The organism is Hoylesella shahii, from assembly GCF_937990675.1.
Classification (GTDB): Bacteria; Bacteroidota; Bacteroidia; order Bacteroidales; family Bacteroidaceae; genus Prevotella; species Prevotella shahii.
The window spans coordinates 27,124-46,681 of record NZ_CALKQY010000031.1; the positions used below are offsets into that span (position 1 = coordinate 27,124).

Consider the following 19,558-nt stretch of genomic DNA (forward strand, 5'->3'; position numbering starts at 1 on the left):
GCGAGTGCAGACCTTGTGCGACAGAATACTGCAAATATACGAAAGTTGAGGTGAATTGCGAAGAGTTTAGCGTTTTTAGTGTTGATGAAAATATTTTGTTGTCTATTGGTTGCCGATAACTTTGTTTCTAATATGTTTGTATAGGCACAAATATACCACACTTATGCGATTGCACGCCTTTGCATTTCTTCGTAACTTTGCATCGTCAAAAAGATAATAAAATAAAAAGAGAATAAGGTATGGCACGTATAGCAAAGCAGCTGACCGAATTAATCGGAGGCACCCCGTTGTTGGAACTTAGTAAGTTTTCGGCTTCTAACAACCTTCAAACGCCCATCGTGGCAAAGATAGAGAGTTTTAATCCTGGCGGAAGTGTGAAAGATCGCATTGCGCTGGCTATGATTGAGGACGCCGAACGCAAGGGCTTGCTGAAACCAGGTGCTACCATTATCGAACCCACTAGTGGCAATACTGGTGTGGGGTTGGCACTTGTGGCTGCCGTGAAAGGATATAAGTTGATACTCACCATGCCCGAAACAATGAGCGTAGAACGACGAAATTTGGTGAAAGCATATGGTGCGCAGGTGAAACTTACGCCTGGAAAAGAAGGTATGAAAGGCGCAATAGAAATGGCCATGCAGCTAAGAGCTGCTATTCCTGGGGCTGTTATTCTGCAGCAGTTTGAGAATTTGGCCAACCCCGAACGTCATTACGAGGTTACAGGGCGTGAGATTTGGGCTGATACGAGTGGTGAAATAGATATTTTTGTGGCTGGTGTTGGAACAGGCGGAACGGTGTCGGGAGTTGGGAAATATTTGAAAGAGAAAAATCCCAATGTGCGCATTGTGGCTGTAGAACCTGCCGATTCTCCTGTTTTGAGTGGCGGTAAGCCTGGTCCGCACAAGATACAAGGCATTGGTGCAGGCTTTGTTCCCAAAACCTATAATGGCAGCGTGGTAGACGAAGTGGTACAGGTTGGCAATGATGATGCTATTCGCACGGGTAGGGAATTGGCTCAACAAGAGGGTGTTTTGGCTGGAATCTCGTCGGGTGCTGCTGTATTTGCAGCCATGCAATTGGCTAAACGTCCCGAGAATGCAAGCAAACGCATCGTTACTTTGTTGCCCGATACGGGTGAGCGATATCTTTCAACGGTGCTTTATGCTTTTGAAGAATATCCTTTATAATGCGTATTCGTTATGAGGAATAAAGAAGTTAAGGAGTTAAGGGGGCTTAACTCCTTAACTCCTTAAATTCTCTTTTACAAGTCATCTGCAAACACGGGGTCGTCGTAGGGTAGCATGATGGGTGTTTGTTCGGTCATCTTTAGGATGTCGGCAGGTACAAACTGCTTGTCTACAACTAGGCGGAAGAAGAACTCATTGAACCAGTCGTTCGACATAATGAGATAGCCTTTGTATCCATTGTCTGCTCCCCAGCTGTTTTCAACCTTCCATTTAAGAGGCTTACCTTGTGCGTCGAGGTCAACAGCTGTTAAGGTCATAGCGTGCGTAGAGCCGCTGTCGAAGGTGGCAATGCGGTCGGCTTTGTTCATGGGGAACGTTGTACCGAAGAGTGATCCGTAATCAAAATTGTTCAAATCCAAATAACCTTTGCTACGGTCTAGTTGTTTGCCTACATCGTAAGAGGTGTACATCTTGTGTCCAGCCTTAAGTGATGCGATGGCCAATTTGTGAATATCTTCCATTGGAAGGTTCAAGTAGCGCCAGTTATGACCGTCGTAGGTGTGGCGGTCGTGTTTCACTTCGTACACTTTATAATAGGCATTACGTGGGTCGTTCATCACCATGATGATGTTGTTGTTAAGTGAACGGCCCACCGTTTTGTCGAAAAATTGCTTTGGAGTATAGGTTTCAACAGGGGTGATGGCTTTGCCTGCTTTGTTTTTAAAGGCATATTCGAACGACTTAACAGGCTCGCCTAGTGTTAGTGCAAGCATCTTATAGACGGTGGCAAGCATCTGTGTCTTGCGTTCTTGTATTTGTGTGGGTTTGGCTTTAGCGGCAACCATCTTGCGCAATTCAAGTCCATACTCGCGAAGTTTCGACGAAATAAGTTTCGACATCCGGCTACTGTTTTCGCTAGAGTAGGTTTCAGGCATTACGCTTTTGGGTACTAGACCATATTTTTCGGCCAAGTCGGCCACGCCAGTGAATGTACCACCATCGTTTAGAGGGTGCTTAAAGAAGAATTGCACTTCGGGGTCGTTGATAGGTTTCTTGGCACAGTCTACCACGCTTTGCAGCATGAGGTTGGCTTTTTCAAGCTGATCGTAGAAAAATAGGTAAGCATGCGAATACTCCACTGTTAGCGAATCGCTTTTCAAAGCAAAGTCGCCCCTCAGAACATTAAGGCCTGTAAACATCCAACATCTGCCCGAACTCTTTTGGTTATGAATGTTTTGCTTGGGTGTTTCCACACTGAAATAGGGGTCTATTTCAGCTCGGCTTTGAGGTGTTCGTGCCAATTCGTCGATAGAATTAGTGGCGATGGCGTTAGAAATAGCCTTCTCGGCCGTTGTTTGTTTACTGTGTTGCTGTATCTGTTGCAACATTTGCGAAGATATTCCGCCGTCCTTGTTTTGGGCGTTGAGGCTTCCTGATATGGCCAAGAGAGCCCCTACAATCAGCATTTTATTGTTCATAAATTGTTTGGTTTTTTATTTTTCTACAAAGATAGTCATAAAAAACGTCATAAGCAAGCCCCTAATAGGCAATTTGTTTGTAGGGCATCACCTATAAAGAGTGGTTGTTCTTACGGGCATTGTTATGATGGCGCAATTGGTTGGCGATGCAAACCTAGCAGTCTTAAAAAAACTTTAGGCAGGTGTGTGCGCTAAGAAAAACTTAAACTTCCTTATTCTCGGCTGCTTTGAATAGGCTAAAATTAACGCTTCCGTATGCTCGATGATCCACAAAATGTGGATGTTGGGAGAAGTCGTTGCCCCTTCCGTGTTCGAAAACCAACACGCCATTGGGTTTAAGCAGTTGGTGTTGGAAAATCAAATTGGGGATTTTCTCCAAATCGGGTAGGGCGTATGGTGGGTCGGCAAAGACGAAATCAAACTGTTGATGGCAGCTTTTAACAAACCTGAAGACGTCTCCACGGATAAGCAAACATTTGTCGGTGCCAAGTTTTGTGGTGCATTGGCGAATAAAGTTGGCGTGCTCGCGGTCGGCTTCCACGCTCACCACGCTGTTGCATCCCCTTGAAAGCAATTCAAGCGAAATGCTACCCGTGCCAGCAAAGAGGTCGAGTGCAGTGGCATCTTCAAAGTCTATATATGCGTTAAGCACGTTAAAGATATTCTCTTTAGCGAAATCGGTTGTAGGTCGAGCCTTAAACGTGCGTGGGATGTCGAAGTGTCTACCTTTATATATGCCGGTGATAATGCGCATGATGAGTGTTAGTTTGTGGTGATTTGTGGCAAAAATGTAAGCTAAAGCTTATCGGTTGCTGTCTTTTATGCCTCTCACAAAGATGGTCATGAGGTCGTAAGGCAAGCCCTCGATAGCAGTGATGGGCGCTCGGTTGAAGTCGGCCACGGGGTTGGCAACGTAGGTTTTCTTCACAAATTCCAGCAAAGCATTCTTCGTCCAGTCTTTATCAGGGATGTCGCCCGATAGGTGTAGCTCGTCTTGCACACTATCGAAGCCCATCTGTTTCCAAACATAAAGGATGAAATACATGGCATCGCGCGAGCTATTGGTGTCGAAAGCGTTACTAAATTTAAATCTGTTTTTGCCAAAGGAGAACACCTCTAGGCGCTTGTCGTGGAAGTAAGCGTACAGTTTTCTGCGGCTACCTGTAAAACTACGACGGTGCAGATGTGTCCACACACCTTTCATTAGAGGCGTTATTCTCACATCTACAAAATGGTCGTCAACCACAAGTTTCAAGTCTTTGTTCACAGCAAACACCGCCACAGCATTGAGGTCGGGCAGCACATGGTGCATCATGGTGTCGGCATCTGCCAAAACCATGGTGCGATGGTATAGTTGTCGCACATCTTCTTCTTGAAACTCGTCTATGGGCACAAGCATCACAGGCGTGTCAACCAGCAGGTTGGCGCGTTTGTAGTCCCGAAGTAGCAAGGTGGATGTTTTAAAAGCCTCGCGTAAGTTGGCTGCTACCGATATGCCACTGCGAACGGTGTAGGGTTCGAAAAACAAGTTTGTCTGCACCGTAGGGTCAACTGCGGCGAAGGAAAGCGTGTTGCGGGTGGCGCGAATCACCAGTCGCGTTTGTTGTATATGAAGGTCGGGAGCAGTCTCCTGCATGGCTTGGGTGGGGTTTAAGCGGCGCCGCGCAAGATGCTGAGCACACATAAGGCCAGCAATATTGCCACGCATAACGCCAAGATGTAATTAATGTTTACTTTCATTCGGTGTTCGGGATACTTTTTCTAACTTTGCATTCCGTTGTGTTGGGCGCATCGTGACAGGACGTAATCCTGCACAACGCTTTTGCAAAATTACAAAAATGTTTGCAAACTTGGTGTTTTAGAAATCAAAAACAATGATAACCCACGAGATATATCTTCGCCTTGAGCAATGTTTTGGGCATGCGCCTACGACAGAACAAGAATCGGCTATGCGTGTTTTTACAGAATTTTTGGTGTGTCGCAACCCGCATTCGATGATGCTGATGCGTGGAAGTGCGGGAACGGGAAAAAGTTCTTTGGCTGGCGCTTTCGTGCGAGCGATGGCGCTATTAGGACAAAAAACGGTGCTGATGGCTCCCACTGGTCGCGCCGCTAAGGTGTTTTCGCTCAATAGTGGTGGGCATGCGGCCTTTACCATTCATCGTAAGATTTATAGACTAAGGGCATTTGCTGGCATCGGGGGTGAGTATAACCTTAATGATAATTTGCATGCCGACACGCTTTTTATGGTGGACGAGGCCTCAATGGTGGCTAATGGGGGTGGGGTAGAGGCAGGCTTTGGTAGTGGTAGACTGCTTGACGACCTTGTGCGTTATGTTTATTCGGGGCGCAATTGCCGTCTTGTGCTCATAGGCGACCAAGCGCAGCTTCCGCCTGTTGGCGAAGAGTTGAGCCCTGCTCTCGACACGCAGTTTATGGAAGGCTATGGCATGGAAGTATTTGCCTGTAACCTCAACGAGGTGGTGAGGCAGCAATCGCAAAGTGGTATCCTGTTTAATGCCACTTGCTTGCGCCAGTTAATGGGTCGCGACGATGATACGCTGTTGCCCAAAGTTAGGTTTCAGGGGTTTGCTGATGTGCTGGTTGTGCCTGGCGATGAACTTATCGAGACACTCAACACTAGTTATACAGAGGTGGGGATGGACGAAACCATCGTGGTGACACGTAGCAATAAGCGGGCAAATGTTTTTAATCAAGGCATCAGAAACACAGTATTAGGACGAGAAGAATTGCTCACCACGGGCGACTTGCTCATGGTGGTGAAGAACAATTATTATTGGACGGAGAAGGAAAAAAGTTCTATAGGCTTCTTGGCTAATGGTGACCGAGCGCGTGTGATGCGAGTAAGAAACGAACAAACAGCCCACGGATTGCGCTTCGCCGATGTGTGGTTGCAGCTAAGCGACTACGAGAATGAGGAACTAAAAGTAACCATTGTGCTGGATAGTTTGCTCTCTGAAGCACCTGCGCTCACGGCTCAACAAAACGAGGAACTATATAATAATGTGTTAAACGATTATGCCGACGTGCCTTTGAAGGCCGATAGAATGAAGATGGTGAAGGGTGATGTGTTTTTTAATGCTTTGCAAGTGAAGTTTGCTTACGCCGTAACTTGTCATAAAGCGCAGGGTGGACAGTGGGAACATGTGTATCTTGACCAGGGTTATGTGCCAGAAGACGCGTCGCGTTCTGATTATCTGCATTGGCTTTACACGGCCTTTACACGTGCTAAGAGTAAACTTTTCTTGGTGAATTGGCCTAAGCAACAAATGGAATAATTTGTTTCTACGTTATGAAGAGTAGCCTCTCTACATCGCTCGGTTTGTAGTATTCTTTGCAGTACAAGCTATCTTGTACTGCGACTACAAGTTGCTTGTAGCCCACTACAAGGCTCTTGTAGCGAGGGTATGTTGTTGACAAGGGGGTATTAAGTCGGAGTTAAGGGGTTATGAAGTAGGGATTTAAAGAGTTGTGAAGTAGAAGGCTTAGCCACATTCTCACCTTTTTATCCCCTTTTCCTCTTTTCAGTCTTTCACTTTTTCCCCTTTCCAATCCCCTTTCACCATTAATACTCTCACTTCCGCATTTCCCATCTTTTCCACTTCGTGCATTTCCTTATCGTAAAGCACACTTTGAATAGCTTTATTAATAATGCCATGGCCCACGGCTAGCACCGTTTGGTTGGGATATTGTTGAGCAATCAAGTTGAGAAATAGGTTAGCACGTTGCTTAATTTGTGGCAAAGTCTCCACATCATCGGGCCAAACTTTGTCTTTAAGACTAGGAATAAATTCGCCGGTGAAGCCACCCCAGTCGCGTTCGCGCAATAAAGGTGTTGTAACAAACGACTTGTTGTGAGCTTCAGCGATAATTTTGCAGGTGTGTTCGGCTCGCTGTAGGTCGCTGCTAATAAAGGCGTCGATATGCGTATTGCTAAGTTTGCGCGCCAATTTCTCTGCCTGTTCCACGCCTGTTTCGTTTAGTTCGCCTTGAGTTTGGCCTTGCAGTATTTGGTTTATATTGTCCACGGTTTCGCCATGGCGCACCAATAAAAGCGTTGTCATATATGGGGGTGATGAGTTTATGAGTTCTTGAGTTTATGAGTTGCTGAGGTTTCGAACGCGAGGTTATAATTTTATACCAACGCATTGCTTATCAGTTTGAGCATAACATTCATCTTTATGTTGAATGTTAGAGACGAGAAAATTCTTTAGATGTTGAATTTAGGATACCTTTAGTTATAAACATTTCACAAAAGTAACCAAAAAAATTGCACCGACAAAAGATAGTTTGTATTTTTGTAGGTAGATTAAGGCACATCCAGTCCGTATCTTGCGAAAGAGGAAAGGCCTCATGAGGAGTCTCCATAAACGGAACGAGGAAATTACAAAACACGCCTAAAAAAATCTGATGTATATATAATAATGAGTATGAAAACAGTTCAAGCAGCATTTCTCCGTGCTATCATCGCCGTTGTGGTGGGTTTTTTGTTGATAAAATACCGTGAACAAACGGTGACGTGGATAACCATCATCATCGGTGTGTTGTTCTTTATCTCTGGTTTGATATCGTGTATCGTTTATTTAGTTAATCGAAACGCCAAGACCACGGCCACTTTGGATGTAAATGGCAACCCCATTTCGATAGACAAGCCTACGTTTCCAGTGGTGGGTATTGGTAGTTTAGTGCTAGGAGTGGCCTTGGCTGCATTCCCCACAATAGTGGTTAACTGGATGGTTTACATCTTTGGTGCCATCCTTATTTTAGGTGCTGTGGGACAATATATCACCTTGGCCAGTGTAGTTAAACTCTCTCGTCTGGGACTTTTCTTTTGGCTCATGCCCTCCATTGTGTTTGTTGTGGGGCTAATAGCTATTTTCCGTCCCCAATGGATAGCCTCTGCTCCCTTGCTTTTCTTAGGTTGGGCCATGCTGTATTATGGGATTGTGGAATGCATTAATGCCTTTAAGGTGATGAATATACGAAGGCAAGTGGCCCGACTTGAGAGACAACAGCAGACCGAAGCAGAAGTTGTGGATGCCGAAGCTGAGGAAGTTGGTGCGCAAGACGTTGCTTCTGGACTCCCTGCTGTGGATGCAACACCCGCCAACAGCGCACCCGAAGAACCCGAAAATCCTAACGTTGGGGCAGGAATATAAACAGGTAGCCCATTTGCTAAGCGATAAAACCTAGACAAAAGGGCTATTAGGAACTTAGATATAACAGAGGCCGACCCAAGAAGTGGTGCATAATCCGCGTCTTGGGTCGGCCTTTATTGTGACAGCTTTGGGAAGAAGTTTAACATATAACACCTAGATTGAAGATTATAACTTTGGTGTTGTATTACTTATAATCAATAATTAACTTGTTTCTAATGGCAAAAAGGCATCAATATTTTTTGTGTTTTGCTGTTTTTAAATTAACTTTGCGGTCAATACAACTAAAAATTACTATAATATTGCTTTTAGATAATAAAATATTTTCCAATAAAGAGTTTATCAACATAAAAAGACTTAAGATAATATTTGTGTTGATGGCTTTGTTTATAACAAATGTTATGGCGCAAAATTCTAACTCTATTCAACGCATGATGGGGTTTCCCACCGAAGAACCTGGTTTCGATAAAGGCGTGTCAGCTTGTTTCTATGGCGTTATTAACGGTCGCTTATATATAGCAGGAGGGTGCAACTTCCCCGAGAAACCAGTGGCCGAGGGTGGCAAAAAACGGTTTTATAAAACTATTTATGCTGCCGAACTGCAAGCCAACAGCGACCAACTGGTTTGGAAAACCGTTGGGCAGATGCCTCAAGAGGCTGCTTATGGCGTGAGTGTTAGTTACGAAAACTCCTTGATTTTTGTTGGTGGAAATAACGAAGTGGGCGCACTTACCACGGCCATTAGATTGTATCCCACGGCCGAGGGCGTGAAACAAGAAGCGTTACCCAGTTTGCCTCATGCCTTAGACAATATGTCTGGCGCAGTGGTTGGCCACATTCTATATGTGGCTGGTGGCAATTGCGAGGGCGTGGCCACGCAAAAAGTGTGGTCGTTAAATCTAAAGAACGCTGAAAAAGAGGGTTGGAAAGAGCATGCTGCTATACCTGGTATTGCTAGAGTTCAGCCCATTGCTGCTCCCCTTGAGGGTGGTTTGCTGGGCGTTTGGGGTGGTTTTGCACCCAAAACAGAGACAAAGCCCGCCCAGTTGGCTATGAATGGCGCAAGTTATAATGCTGGTTGTGGCACTTGGACTTCCTTACCAGTGCCAACAGATGCTGTTGGCGAAGAGGTGTTTACAGGTGGAGCCGCGGCTATTGCTGTGCCCCAGAAAGGTGTTGTTGTGGTGGGTGGTGTTAATAAAGATGTGTTTTTGGCAGCCATCAATAAGTTGCCTGAGGGCTATTTGTTGCACGAACCCGAATGGTATCGTTTTAACAACAAGGTGTTGTGCTATCGCCAAGGTGCGTGGACGCAACTGCTTCAACACTCTTCGGTGGCTCGTGCTGGTTGTGCCTTGGCCTATTGGGATGGTTGGGTGTATGTTGTGGGTGGCGAATTGAAGCCAGGCATACGCACAAGCGAGATAGTTAGGTTTCGTGTGGACTAAGTTTTTGTGCACGGGTTGAGTCTATGGCTAGTAGTATGCCTGTTTAAACATTTTCAGTTTACTGGTTTGAAGGTGCTAGATTACTGGCAAATGGCGAAGGCATGTGCGATAGATGATAGACGCACGAAACAAGTAAGTAATAAGTAAAGACAATTTTTGCGTGCGAGATTGGCGTACATTTTGAGTCATGCGCACGACATATTAAACACAAAATACAGATAAATGATAGCGAATAAAAACTACCCCTGGATTGTGGTTGGATTGTTATGGGTGGTGGCCTTACTTAATTATATGGACCGCCAGATGCTTTCCACAATGCAAGGAGCCATCAAGGCCGATATTGTAGAATTGAACAAAGCTGAAGTATTCGGTGCATTAATGGCAGTGTTTATGTGGGTTTATGGTTGTTTCAGTCCCTTTGCGGGCGTTATAGCCGATAAACTTAGCCGAAAGTGGCTCGTGGTGGGCAGTCTCTTCGTGTGGTCGGCCGTTACGCTTTCTATGGGCTTTGCCACCAAATTCGAAACGCTTTACGTGCTTCGTGCCCTGATGGGTGTTAGTGAAGCGCTCTATATACCATCGGCCTTAGCACTAATAACCGACTGGCATTCGGGTAAATCGCGCTCGTTGGCTATCGGTGTGCACATGACAGGTTTGTATGTTGGTCAAGGTTTGGGAGGCTTTGGTGCCAATCTTGCTCATTATTTCTCGTGGCATTACACCTTCTTTGCTCTAGGTTTGATAGGCGTTGTTTATTCGTTTGTGTTGATGTTTTTGCTCTATGAGAACCCCAAATGCAGCGTTAAGAGTCGCAATACGGTGGCACCTGGTCAAAAAAGCGAGAGCATTTGGCGAGGACTTGGCGTGGTATTAGGTAACTGGGCATTTTGGATTATCCTGTTTTATTTCGCCGTTCCCAGTCTTCCTGGTTGGGCAACAAAGAACTGGTTACCCACACTTTTCTCTGAAAATCTGTCGTTAGATATGACAGCAGCTGGTCCGATGTCTACCATTACCATTTCTGTTTCGTCGTTCATTGGTGTTATCTGTGGTGGTATTCTTTCCGACCGTTGGGCACAACGCAACGTTCGTGGTCGTATCTACACTAGTGCCATTGGGCTTAGTCTAACCATTCCTGCGCTTTTGTTGCTAGGATTTGGTCATAGTGTTGTGGGGGTTGTTGGTGCAGGCTTGCTCTTTGGTGTAGGCTTTGGTATTTTCGATGCCAACAATATGCCCATACTTTGCCAGTTTGTGTCGGCCAGATATCGTGCAACAGCCTATGGCATTATGAATATGACGGGTGTTTTTGCAGGCGCTGCAGTTACACAAGTGCTGGGTTCGTGGACCGATGGCGGTAATCTAGGCTTAGGTTTCGCCCTTCTAGGTGGCATTGTGGCCTTGGCGCTTATTATGCAACTCGCGTTCTTGCGCCCACAAACAGATAACGTACCCTAAGGTGTTAGTTCTTGAGTTCATAAGTTTTTGAGTTTTCGGGTTCTATTATGTTTTACTTTCTTAGTCTTTTCGGCTACATTTACCCACTAGATGTTTACGAAGTTATAACTAGGAACACCCATCTCACAAACTTACGAACTCACAAACTCACCAACTTACAAGCTCAATAACTCACGAACTTAAATAAATAACATACATATAATGGAAAAGATTATCGGACTGATTGATGCGCCGTTTACACCGTTTCACGCTAACGGCGAAGTAAATCTCGAACCCATCGAACGCTATGCGCAAATGTTGCAGCACAACGGATTGAAGGGAGTGTTTATCAATGGCTCGTCGGGCGAGGGCTATATGCTTACCACCGAGGAGCGAATGTTGTTGGCCGAACGCTGGGTTAGCGTTGCTCCTGAAGGCTTCAAAGTTATTGTACACGTTGGTAGTTGCTGCCTAAAAGAAAGTGTTGCCTTGGCTCGTCATGCCGAAAAGATTGGTGCTTGGGGCGTTGGCGCTATGGCTCCACCATTCCCAAAGATTGGTCGCGTCGAAGAATTGGTAGACTATTGCGCTGCTATTGCCGAGGCTGCACCATCACTGCCTTTCTATTATTATCACATTCCCGCCTTCAATGGTGCCTTCTTGCCGATGATAGATTTGCTTAAGGCTGTTGATGGACGTATCCCTAACTTCGCAGGCATTAAGTACACCTATGAAAGTTTGTACGAATACAACCAATGCCGACTATATAAGGATGGCAAATACGATATGCTGCACGGACAAGACGAAACCATTCTGCCTTCTTTGGCACAAGGAGGAGCAAAAGGTGGCATTGGCGGAACAACCAATTATAATGGTCGTGAACTAGTGGGCATCATCGAAGCATGGAACAATGGCGACATCGAAACGGCTCGCGAAAAGCAAAACTTCTCGCAAGCGGTAATCAATGTGATATGCCATTTCCGCGGAAACATCGTTGGTGGAAAGCGTATCATGAAGTTCTTGGGCTTCGACCTCGGACCTAATCGCACGCCTTTCCGAAATATGACCGACGAAGAAGAGGCGCAAATGCGTAGAGAATTAGAAGAGATAGGATTTTTTGAAAGGTGCAACGTGTGCAAATAACTAAACGATTAAGCACTAATAACTAAATGGATACAAAACAATATTTGCAACATTGGGCGCAGCGTTATAAAGAAGACTTTGTAAACAATGTGATGCCGTTCTGGATGAAATACGGATTGGATCGCCAAAATGGGGGCGTGTACACCTGTGTTGACCGCGACGGAACGCTCATCGATTCAACTAAGAGTGTGTGGTTTCAAGGTAGGTTTGGCTTTGTTGCTGCTGCCGCGTACAACAATATCGAACAAAACCCCGAATGGCTTGCTGCTTCTAAAAGCTGTATCGACTTTATTATCAACCATTGCACCGCGCCTGATGGTCGCATGTACTTTGAGGTTACGGCCGAGGGAACACCACTTCGCATGCGTCGTTACCTCTTTTCAGAGTGCTTTGCCATTATCGCCATGGCCGAATATGCCATCGCTTCGGGTGATAAGAGCTATGCTCAGCGCGCATTAGACCTCTTCAAACTGGTGCAACGCTATGCCAATACACCAGGATTGTTGCCTGCCAAGTATCTGCCAAGCGTGCAATGCCAGGGTCATTCGCTCACGATGATACTTATCAACACGGCTTCGCGTTTGCGTATGGCCATCGACGACCCCATCCTAACAGAGCAAATAGACACTTCGTTGCATGCCATTAAAAACTATTTTATGCATCCCGAATATAAGGCTTTGCTTGAAACAGTTGGACCTAATGGCGAATTTATCGACACCATCAACGGCCGAACCATCAACCCAGGCCACTGCATAGAGACGGCTTGGTTTGTTTTGGAAGAGTCGCGCCATCGTAAATGGGATGCTGACTTAAAACAAATGGGCCTAGAAATCCTTGATTGGTCGTGGGATTGGGGATGGGATGAAACCTACGGAGGCATCATCAACTTCCGCGATTGCAAGGGATTGCCCTCGCAAGACTATGCGCAAGACATGAAATTCTGGTGGCCACAAACCGAAACGGTTATCGCTATGCTCTATGCTTACTTGGCTACAGGTGACGAAAAATACTTGGAACGCCACCAACTAATTAACGATTGGACCTACAAACACTTGCCCGACCCAGAGTTTGGCGAGTGGTATGGCTACTTACATCGTGATGGCACCGTGGCACAACCTGCCAAAGGCAACCTCTTTAAAGGTCCGTTCCACATCCCACGTATGCTCATCAATTCGTTCTTGCTGTGCAACGAAATTCTGAAAACGAAATTCTAACACTGTAGATGAATAAAACGGTCGACCTCTCGGTGAGCAACTACGGCATCACAAGGCACAATAACTACCAACTGGTGGTGCTGCCTTGGGGAGCAACCGAGCCACACAACTACCATTTGCCTTATATCACAGACTGCATTTTGTCGCATGATATTGGCGTAGATGCAGCCCAACGCTTGCTAGATGTGCATGGCTTGCATGCCATGGTGATGCCACCAATTACGATGGGTTCGCAAAATCCGGGGCAAAGAACATTGCCTTTCTGTGTGCATACACGATATGAAACACAAAAGGCCATACTGACAGATATCGTAGATTCGCTTTATCATCAAGGATTTCGCAAGTTGGTTATAGTTAATGGTCATGACGGCAACACGTTTAAAAGCATGATTCGCGACCTGCTTACACAATATCCCGACTTCCTTATCGCTGCTAGCGAGTGGTTTAAAATGTGCCGTGCAAAGGACTTTTTCGACAATCCAGGCGACCATGCCGACGAAATTGAAACCTCGGTGATGATGCATTACCATTCAGAATTGGTGAATCTCGCAGATGCGGGCGAAGCTAAGAGCAACGCTTTCACTATAGAAGCCTTGCAAGATGGACGTGTGTGGATGCCACGCAATTGGAAAAAGGTGTCGAAAGACACAGGTATTGGCTCGCCTTCGCTGTCTACAGCCGAGAAGGGAAAACGTTTTGCTAGTGCTGTTTGCGATGCCTACGCCAGTTTTTTTGCCGATTTCATAGCGGTGAATAACGAAGACGACCTTTATACGGAAGATGCTTGGTGAGCAACAAACTTGCCAGCTAGCTTGCTAACAAGCTTTTATATTATGTGCAAAATGTGCGCACCGCCTTGCACATTGCTTTATTTTCAATCCCGAACCTGCCAATAGCGCAAGGCCTACCCATGCTAAATGAGTTATCCTTATGCTGTTGGCTGGTTTGGGATTGCTGTTTTTAATTTCGCTAATACAAGCATTTCACCATTGGCTTACCGCTAAAGAATAGTCTGTAAAAAATGTTTACCAACATATTAATGTGCAAAGGGACAACAATAGGGATGAAACGAACATATTCTTTTGGGTAAAAACAACTTTTTTTCAATTTTATTTTGTTACTTTGCAACCGATTATACTCATTAGCAATAAAGATAAGACTATGACGAAAGCAAAGCTGAAACTAGCATTGGTTGCCTTGTGTTATGCCCCAGTGACATTTGCACAAACACCCAAGGACAACAAACAGCAACAGCCAACAACGGTAGACGAGTCGGCATTTACATTCACCGAGGCACAACTTGGTGATAACGAAAATATGTCGCAGAACGTAACCATCATTAATTCGGCATCTAATCTATATGCCTCGCAAGTGGGATTCTTATTCTCACCAATGAGGTTTAGGTATCGTGCACTTAACCAAAAGTACAACGAGGTGCATGTAAACGGTGTGCCATTAAACGATGCCGTGAGCGGACAATTCCGCTTTTCAAATGTAGGAGGACTGAACCAACAAACTCGAAATGCCGACTTTGCATTGCCTTTCGAGGATAATCTCTTTGCCATGCCTGCATTGGGAGGTTCTAATAACTACGATTTCCGACCCGCTAATCAACCCACCGGTCACCGCCTCTCAATTGGTGGCGCCAACCGAAACTACACTTTGCGTGGTATGTACACATATAATAGCGGACTAAACGAGAAAGGATGGGCCTTTTCGGCTAGCTTAACTTATCGTTGGGCTAACCGCGGATATGTGGAAGGCACCTTCTATAACTCTTTATCTTATTTCTTGGGCGTGCAAAAGGTGTTTGGTTCGCGCACACAGCATTCGATGGCCTTCACCACTTGGGGCAATCCCACAGAGCGAGGCTCGCAAGGTGCAGCAACAGACGAAAGCTATTGGATTGCTAACGATAACCAATACAACCCCTATTGGGGATACCAAAACGGCAAAGTGAGAAACTCGCGCGTGGTAAACGACTTCGCACCATCGGCCGTAATGACCTGGGATTGGAAGATTGACGATGGCTTGAAGCTTTCTACTTCGCTCTTTGGACGATACAGTATGTACAAAAGCACGAAGCTAAACTATAATAATAGCGATAATCCGCAGCCAGATTATTGGAAAATGTTGCCCAGTAGCTATTATGATGTTTGGGATGAAACCAACAAATTGGCTAGAACAAGACAATCACTTGCCGACTGGTATACAGCCTATAATTATCTAACGGCAAGCAAAGCCAACCGACAAGTGAACTGGGATAGACTCTATGCTGCCAATAAAAGTGTGGCAGCACAGGGCGTAGATGCTATGTATTACTTGCAAGCTCGTCGCAACGATGCACTAACATTGGCGTTGGCTTCTACACTTAACATGCAGGTTACAAAGAACGCTACATGGAACTTAGGTTTTATCGGTAGCACTAACAATGCCCGTAACTATCAAACTATGGACGATTTGCTGGGTGCTAACTCCTATCACAACGTTAACACTTATGCCATTGGTACCTATGCACCCAATTCTTCGCAAGTGCAATACGACTTGAACAATCCTAATGCACTGGTGGGAAAGGGCGATGTGTTTGGTTACGACTATCATCTGCTGGTGAATAAGGCCATGGCTTGGAGCAGTTATAATGTGCTTCTTGGTCGTGTAAACTTAATGTTTGCTGGTAAAGTGGGAGGCGTTAGCATGCAACGCGACGGCAAAATGCGCAACGGATTGTTCGCAGAAAGCTCGTTTGGCAAAAGCGGTACCGCGCATTTTCTTGAAGGTGGCGGTAAAGCAAGCCTAATTTGGAGCATGGGCGGCGGCAATACGTTGCAGTTGGGTCAAGGTTATCAGTTTAATGCACCCACGCCTTACGTGTCGTTTGTAGCTCCTGAATTGAACAACGACTTTGTGCTAGGCCTGAAAAACGAGCGTGTGTATAGCGCTGAATTAGGTTTTCAACATCAATCTGGCCGTATTCACCTTAACCTTAACGGATATTTCACTCACTTAAGCAATGTTGCCGATTGGCATTGCTTCTATTTCGACGATATCAACTCGTTCTCTTACGTGGCAGTTAAGAACCAAAAGAAGGTGCACTATGGGTTGGAAGCAGCGTTGAAATATAAAATAAACTCTGCATTTGACGTAAAACTCTTGGGCACAATGAGCGAAGCCAAGAATATTAACGATGCTTACGTAACCTATGTAAACTCAACTCAAGGTACTTACGAGAATGATGTGGTGCTTAATAAAGATATGCGCGAGGCTGGAACGCCCCTTACGGCTGGTAGCTTGATTCTTAGCTACCACAAAGGAGGCTGGTTTGTAGACTTGTGTGGCAACTACTACGACCGCATTTACCTGGGTTATTCGCTTTATCATCGCTATAAGAGCGTGGGCGAGAAACGCGGAAACGTTGATGCCGAAGGCAATGTGATGCGCACTCCGCAAGATAAAGGGAATGGCGGATTTATGCTAGATGGCTCGATTGGTAAGAGCATCTATCTGAAACGCGGACAGATGTCTGTGAACTTGATGTTCACCAATCTGCTCAATAATAGCCGTATTGTGACAGGTGGCTACGAACAAAGTCGTTCAGACTATACCGCTTCGGGTAATGCACGTGCTTATAAGTTCTCGCGTAATCCCAAGAAATTCTATGCTTGGGGCACTAATGCGATGCTCAATGTAACTTATCGCTTTTAGTGCGGTAGGCATTCATGCCCCTAGGCATATCATCTAACAATTGATAAGTTCATAACCCAAATGCGCATAGCCACAGTTCGGTTGGCCAAAGTCACGAACTGGGCAGCGCAAACAAAATATCAACAGTGACATGAAAATAAGATATTCGCTCATTGCCATAGCTTGTGCGGCCCTTGTTGGCTGCATGGACAAGGATTGGAACGACCCCAACAACAGTGAGGCGTACGGCAATCCGAGCATAAAAGAAACAAACGTAATTACCATTAGCGAGTTGAAGAACAACTACGCCAATGTCATCGCCTCGCAAACAGACCCATATAAGCAGGTAGAAAACAACATACAGATAAAAGGTCGCATAACAGGCAACGACATTCAAGGCAACATTTATAATAGCATTTGCCTAGAAGATGCAACAGGCGGCATACTTATCAACATCGCGCAAGGCGGTCTTTTCGGTTATTTGCCCGTTGGACAAGAAATCATCGTTAACCTCAAAGACCTCTTTGTGGGCAGTTACGGACAGCAAGCGGCCATCGGCACACCCTTTACCAATGGCAAGGGACAGACTTCGGTTAGCAGGATGAACCGCTATTTGTGGAACGAGCATTTCAATTATGCGGGCTCTGTTGATGTATCGAAAGTGCAACCCGAAGTGTTCGACGTGTCGAAAATATCCGATGCAGAATATCTTCGCACCCACAGTGGCCGACTGATGACCATCAAAGGCGTTAAGTTTAAAGACGCAGATGGTAAAAAGGTGTTTGCATCGGCAGCCGAAAAAGATGCAGCCAACAGCGTTAACCGCGAGTTGGAAGGCTTTACAAGCAAACAAATTGTGGTGCGCACCAGCACCTACGCCGACTTTGCCGCCCAGCCACTTCCACAAGGAACGGTAGACATAACAGGCATCTTCACTCGCTTTCGCAACACGTGGCAAATACTGATACGTACCGAGAGCGACGTAAAGAAGTGAAACACGCTGAGTTTTCGGCTCTCTCCATGCGCGTTTGTTTGTCTACACAGCTAGAATTATGCGGATAATACAACGGCGGAGAGTAAGGCAGAAACTTGATAAAAGAAACATTAACACATATAATAAGCAGTCATTATGAAAAAAGTAATCTATGCAATATTAATAGCGGCTCTTGCTACCGCCATGCTAGGGGGTTGCCAAGACGTGCCCGAACCATACAACAACCCGAACGAAAACAAGGGTGGCAACCAAGAAGTGCTTGACCCCGGCACACCTACTGGCACAGGAACGGAAGCCGATCCTTATAACATTACTGCCGCCTTGGCGAAGATTAAGACCCTGAAAGGCGGAGAGAATACAGGCGAAATCTTTGTGAAAGGAAAGATTAGAAGTGTTAAGGAAGTGGATACAGGTAATTTTGGCAACGCAACTTACTTTATTTCCGACGACATTACCAAAAAGATGGATAGTTTGCAGATATACCGTAGCAAGTATTTAGGTAACGCCAAGTTCACTGCGAAAGACCAAATTAAAGCGGGTGACGAGGTTGTTATCCGTGGGATTTTCGTCAACTTCAAGGGCAACACGCCTGAGAGCGAACCCAACAAATCGTGGATTCACTCGCTTAACGGTAAGACCGTTGAGGCCGAAACGCTAGTTCCTGGCGAACCTAAAGGTGCTGGAACGGAGGCCGAGCCTTACAACGTAACGGCTGCTTTAGCTAAGATTAAGACCTTGGGGGGAAAAGATACGCTTAAAAACCTATATGTAAAAGGAAAGATCAGATACATTAAAGAGGTAAACTTGGAGAAATATGGTAGTGCCACTTATTATATTTCCGATGACAACACGAAGAAAATGGACAGCTTGTACATTTTTGGTAGCAAATTCCTAAATAATGAAAAGTTCAAAACAAAAGACCAAATTAAGGTAGGTGATGAGGTTGTTGTTGTCGGCTCATTCGTAAACTTTAAGGGGAACACCCCTGGAGCTGCTGGTGGGAAAACACATCTCTATATGCTTAACGGCAAGAAAGAGACTGGCGGAACTACTCCCGAAGAACCTGAAACGCCCCAAACGGGTAAAGGACTTTCTATTGAGGGGCAAGTGGTAACGTTGACCAATACCAACGCAGAGGTAGGAACGGAAACCATAACCTATGAAATGAGCAAGTTAGGAAATGACGATATAGCCAAAGTTGACCCAATTAATTTGGGGGATGGACTAACGCTGACGGTTGAACAATCGGACGGAAAGGCTGCTCCAACCTATGTCGGCAAGTTTAAGAACTTGCGTATTTATGCCAATAACGTTTTCACAATAACAGGGAACAAGAAGATTGCCAAGGTTGTCCTTGACTGCGACAAGTTCAAGAAAGACGTTTATGTTGGCAACACCACTGCTACCGTGTCTTTCAATGGCAACTCGGTAACTTACAAGAACGTGTTCTCGGAGCCCAAGGGCGGTGGTGTGCAATTGCGCATACTTAAAGTCACTGTTGTGTACGTCAAGTAACGGCTCTTTGGCTTGCAGACAACTCTCAGGCGGCAACACACAATGCAGCGTTGGATAACGGCTAAGCCAGCGGTTGGCGCAGTTTCTTGTTAACTCATTAACTTGGCAACTTGTCAACTGCCCTCCCACGTTTTTCGACACGTTAACTGGTTAACTTGTCAACGGGGTCCTCATTCCTTCACCCCACTATTTCACTAAAAAAGCATAGAAAGCTTTGGCGGGCTGCGAATTTATTCGTAAATTTGCAGCCCGTATAGTATACGTATTACATAACATATATATAA

The 19,558-nt window shown here is 45.5% G+C and carries 15 protein-coding genes; 11 read left to right on the forward strand and 4 right to left on the reverse strand.

Annotation, left to right across the window (positions count from 1 at the left end; all coding sequences use genetic code 11):
* Positions 1–239: 239 nt before the first annotated feature.
* Positions 240–1,187 carry a cysteine synthase A gene (gene cysK, locus QME03_RS05205; RefSeq protein WP_110370448.1) on the forward strand — a complete coding sequence of 316 codons (948 nt, stop codon included), beginning with the start codon at positions 240–242 and terminating at the stop codon, positions 1,185–1,187.
* 74 nt (positions 1,188–1,261) lie between these two features.
* Here the strand turns inward: cysK and QME03_RS05210 are convergent, their stop codons facing one another.
* From QME03_RS05210 to QME03_RS05220, 3 genes are all read right to left on the reverse strand, one after another.
* Positions 1,262–2,665 carry a C1 family peptidase gene (locus QME03_RS05210; RefSeq protein ID WP_281723688.1) on the reverse strand — a complete coding sequence of 468 codons (1,404 nt, stop codon included), beginning with the start codon at positions 2,663–2,665 and terminating at the stop codon, positions 1,262–1,264.
* Positions 2,666–2,867: 202 nt separating this feature from the next.
* The gene (gene rsmD, locus QME03_RS05215) at positions 2,868–3,422 is read right to left on the reverse strand and encodes a 16S rRNA (guanine(966)-N(2))-methyltransferase RsmD (protein ID WP_281723701.1); all 555 of its coding nucleotides are present in this window, start codon (positions 3,420–3,422) and stop codon (positions 2,868–2,870) included.
* A gap of 45 nt (positions 3,423–3,467) precedes the next feature.
* Positions 3,468–4,301, reverse strand: coding sequence for a DUF3822 family protein (locus QME03_RS05220; protein WP_281723702.1), 834 nt, complete (start codon positions 4,299–4,301; stop codon positions 3,468–3,470).
* Between the two features lie 238 nt (positions 4,302–4,539).
* On the opposite strand from QME03_RS05220, the gene QME03_RS05225 reads away from it, so the two are divergent.
* The gene (locus tag QME03_RS05225) at positions 4,540–5,964 is read left to right on the forward strand and encodes an ATP-dependent DNA helicase (protein WP_273262548.1); all 1,425 of its coding nucleotides are present in this window, start codon (positions 4,540–4,542) and stop codon (positions 5,962–5,964) included.
* A 246-nt stretch (positions 5,965–6,210) separates the two neighbouring features.
* Here QME03_RS05225 and QME03_RS05230 read toward each other — a convergent pair whose 3' ends face one another.
* On the reverse strand, positions 6,211–6,750 hold the full coding sequence (locus QME03_RS05230) for a histidine phosphatase family protein (RefSeq protein ID WP_281723689.1): 540 nt from the start codon (positions 6,748–6,750) through the stop codon (positions 6,211–6,213).
* A 366-nt stretch (positions 6,751–7,116) separates the two neighbouring features.
* Here QME03_RS05230 and QME03_RS05235 point away from each other — a divergent pair, with 366 nt between their 5' ends.
* The 9 genes from QME03_RS05235 (at position 7,117) to QME03_RS05275 (ending at position 19,274) form a co-directional block, all read left to right on the forward strand.
* Positions 7,117–7,845 carry an HdeD family acid-resistance protein gene (locus QME03_RS05235; RefSeq protein ID WP_273113996.1) on the forward strand — a complete coding sequence of 243 codons (729 nt, stop codon included), beginning with the start codon at positions 7,117–7,119 and terminating at the stop codon, positions 7,843–7,845.
* A 398-nt stretch (positions 7,846–8,243) separates the two neighbouring features.
* Positions 8,244–9,290 carry a cyclically-permuted mutarotase family protein gene (locus QME03_RS05240; RefSeq protein ID WP_281723690.1) on the forward strand — a complete coding sequence of 349 codons (1,047 nt, stop codon included), beginning with the start codon at positions 8,244–8,246 and terminating at the stop codon, positions 9,288–9,290.
* Between the two features lie 222 nt (positions 9,291–9,512).
* On the forward strand, positions 9,513–10,748 hold the full coding sequence (locus tag QME03_RS05245; protein WP_281723691.1) for an MFS transporter: 1,236 nt from the start codon (positions 9,513–9,515) through the stop codon (positions 10,746–10,748).
* A 201-nt stretch (positions 10,749–10,949) separates the two neighbouring features.
* A complete protein-coding gene (locus QME03_RS05250) occupies positions 10,950–11,870 on the forward strand; it encodes a dihydrodipicolinate synthase family protein (RefSeq protein WP_025816850.1) in 921 nt (306 codons plus the stop codon).
* Positions 11,871–11,896: 26 nt separating this feature from the next.
* On the forward strand, positions 11,897–13,084 hold the full coding sequence (locus QME03_RS05255) for an AGE family epimerase/isomerase (protein ID WP_025816849.1): 1,188 nt from the start codon (positions 11,897–11,899) through the stop codon (positions 13,082–13,084).
* A gap of 8 nt (positions 13,085–13,092) precedes the next feature.
* Positions 13,093–13,875 carry a creatininase family protein gene (locus tag QME03_RS05260; protein WP_273146928.1) on the forward strand — a complete coding sequence of 261 codons (783 nt, stop codon included), beginning with the start codon at positions 13,093–13,095 and terminating at the stop codon, positions 13,873–13,875.
* A 370-nt stretch (positions 13,876–14,245) separates the two neighbouring features.
* The gene (locus QME03_RS05265; RefSeq protein WP_273146926.1) at positions 14,246–16,786 is read left to right on the forward strand and encodes a TonB-dependent receptor; all 2,541 of its coding nucleotides are present in this window, start codon (positions 14,246–14,248) and stop codon (positions 16,784–16,786) included.
* A gap of 130 nt (positions 16,787–16,916) precedes the next feature.
* Complete coding sequence (locus QME03_RS05270; protein ID WP_273146924.1) at positions 16,917–17,759, forward strand: DUF5689 domain-containing protein; 843 nt, start codon at positions 16,917–16,919, stop codon at positions 17,757–17,759.
* A 135-nt stretch (positions 17,760–17,894) separates the two neighbouring features.
* The gene (locus QME03_RS05275; RefSeq protein WP_273146921.1) at positions 17,895–19,274 is read left to right on the forward strand and encodes a hypothetical protein; all 1,380 of its coding nucleotides are present in this window, start codon (positions 17,895–17,897) and stop codon (positions 19,272–19,274) included.
* The last annotated feature ends 284 nt before the right edge of the window (positions 19,275–19,558 follow it).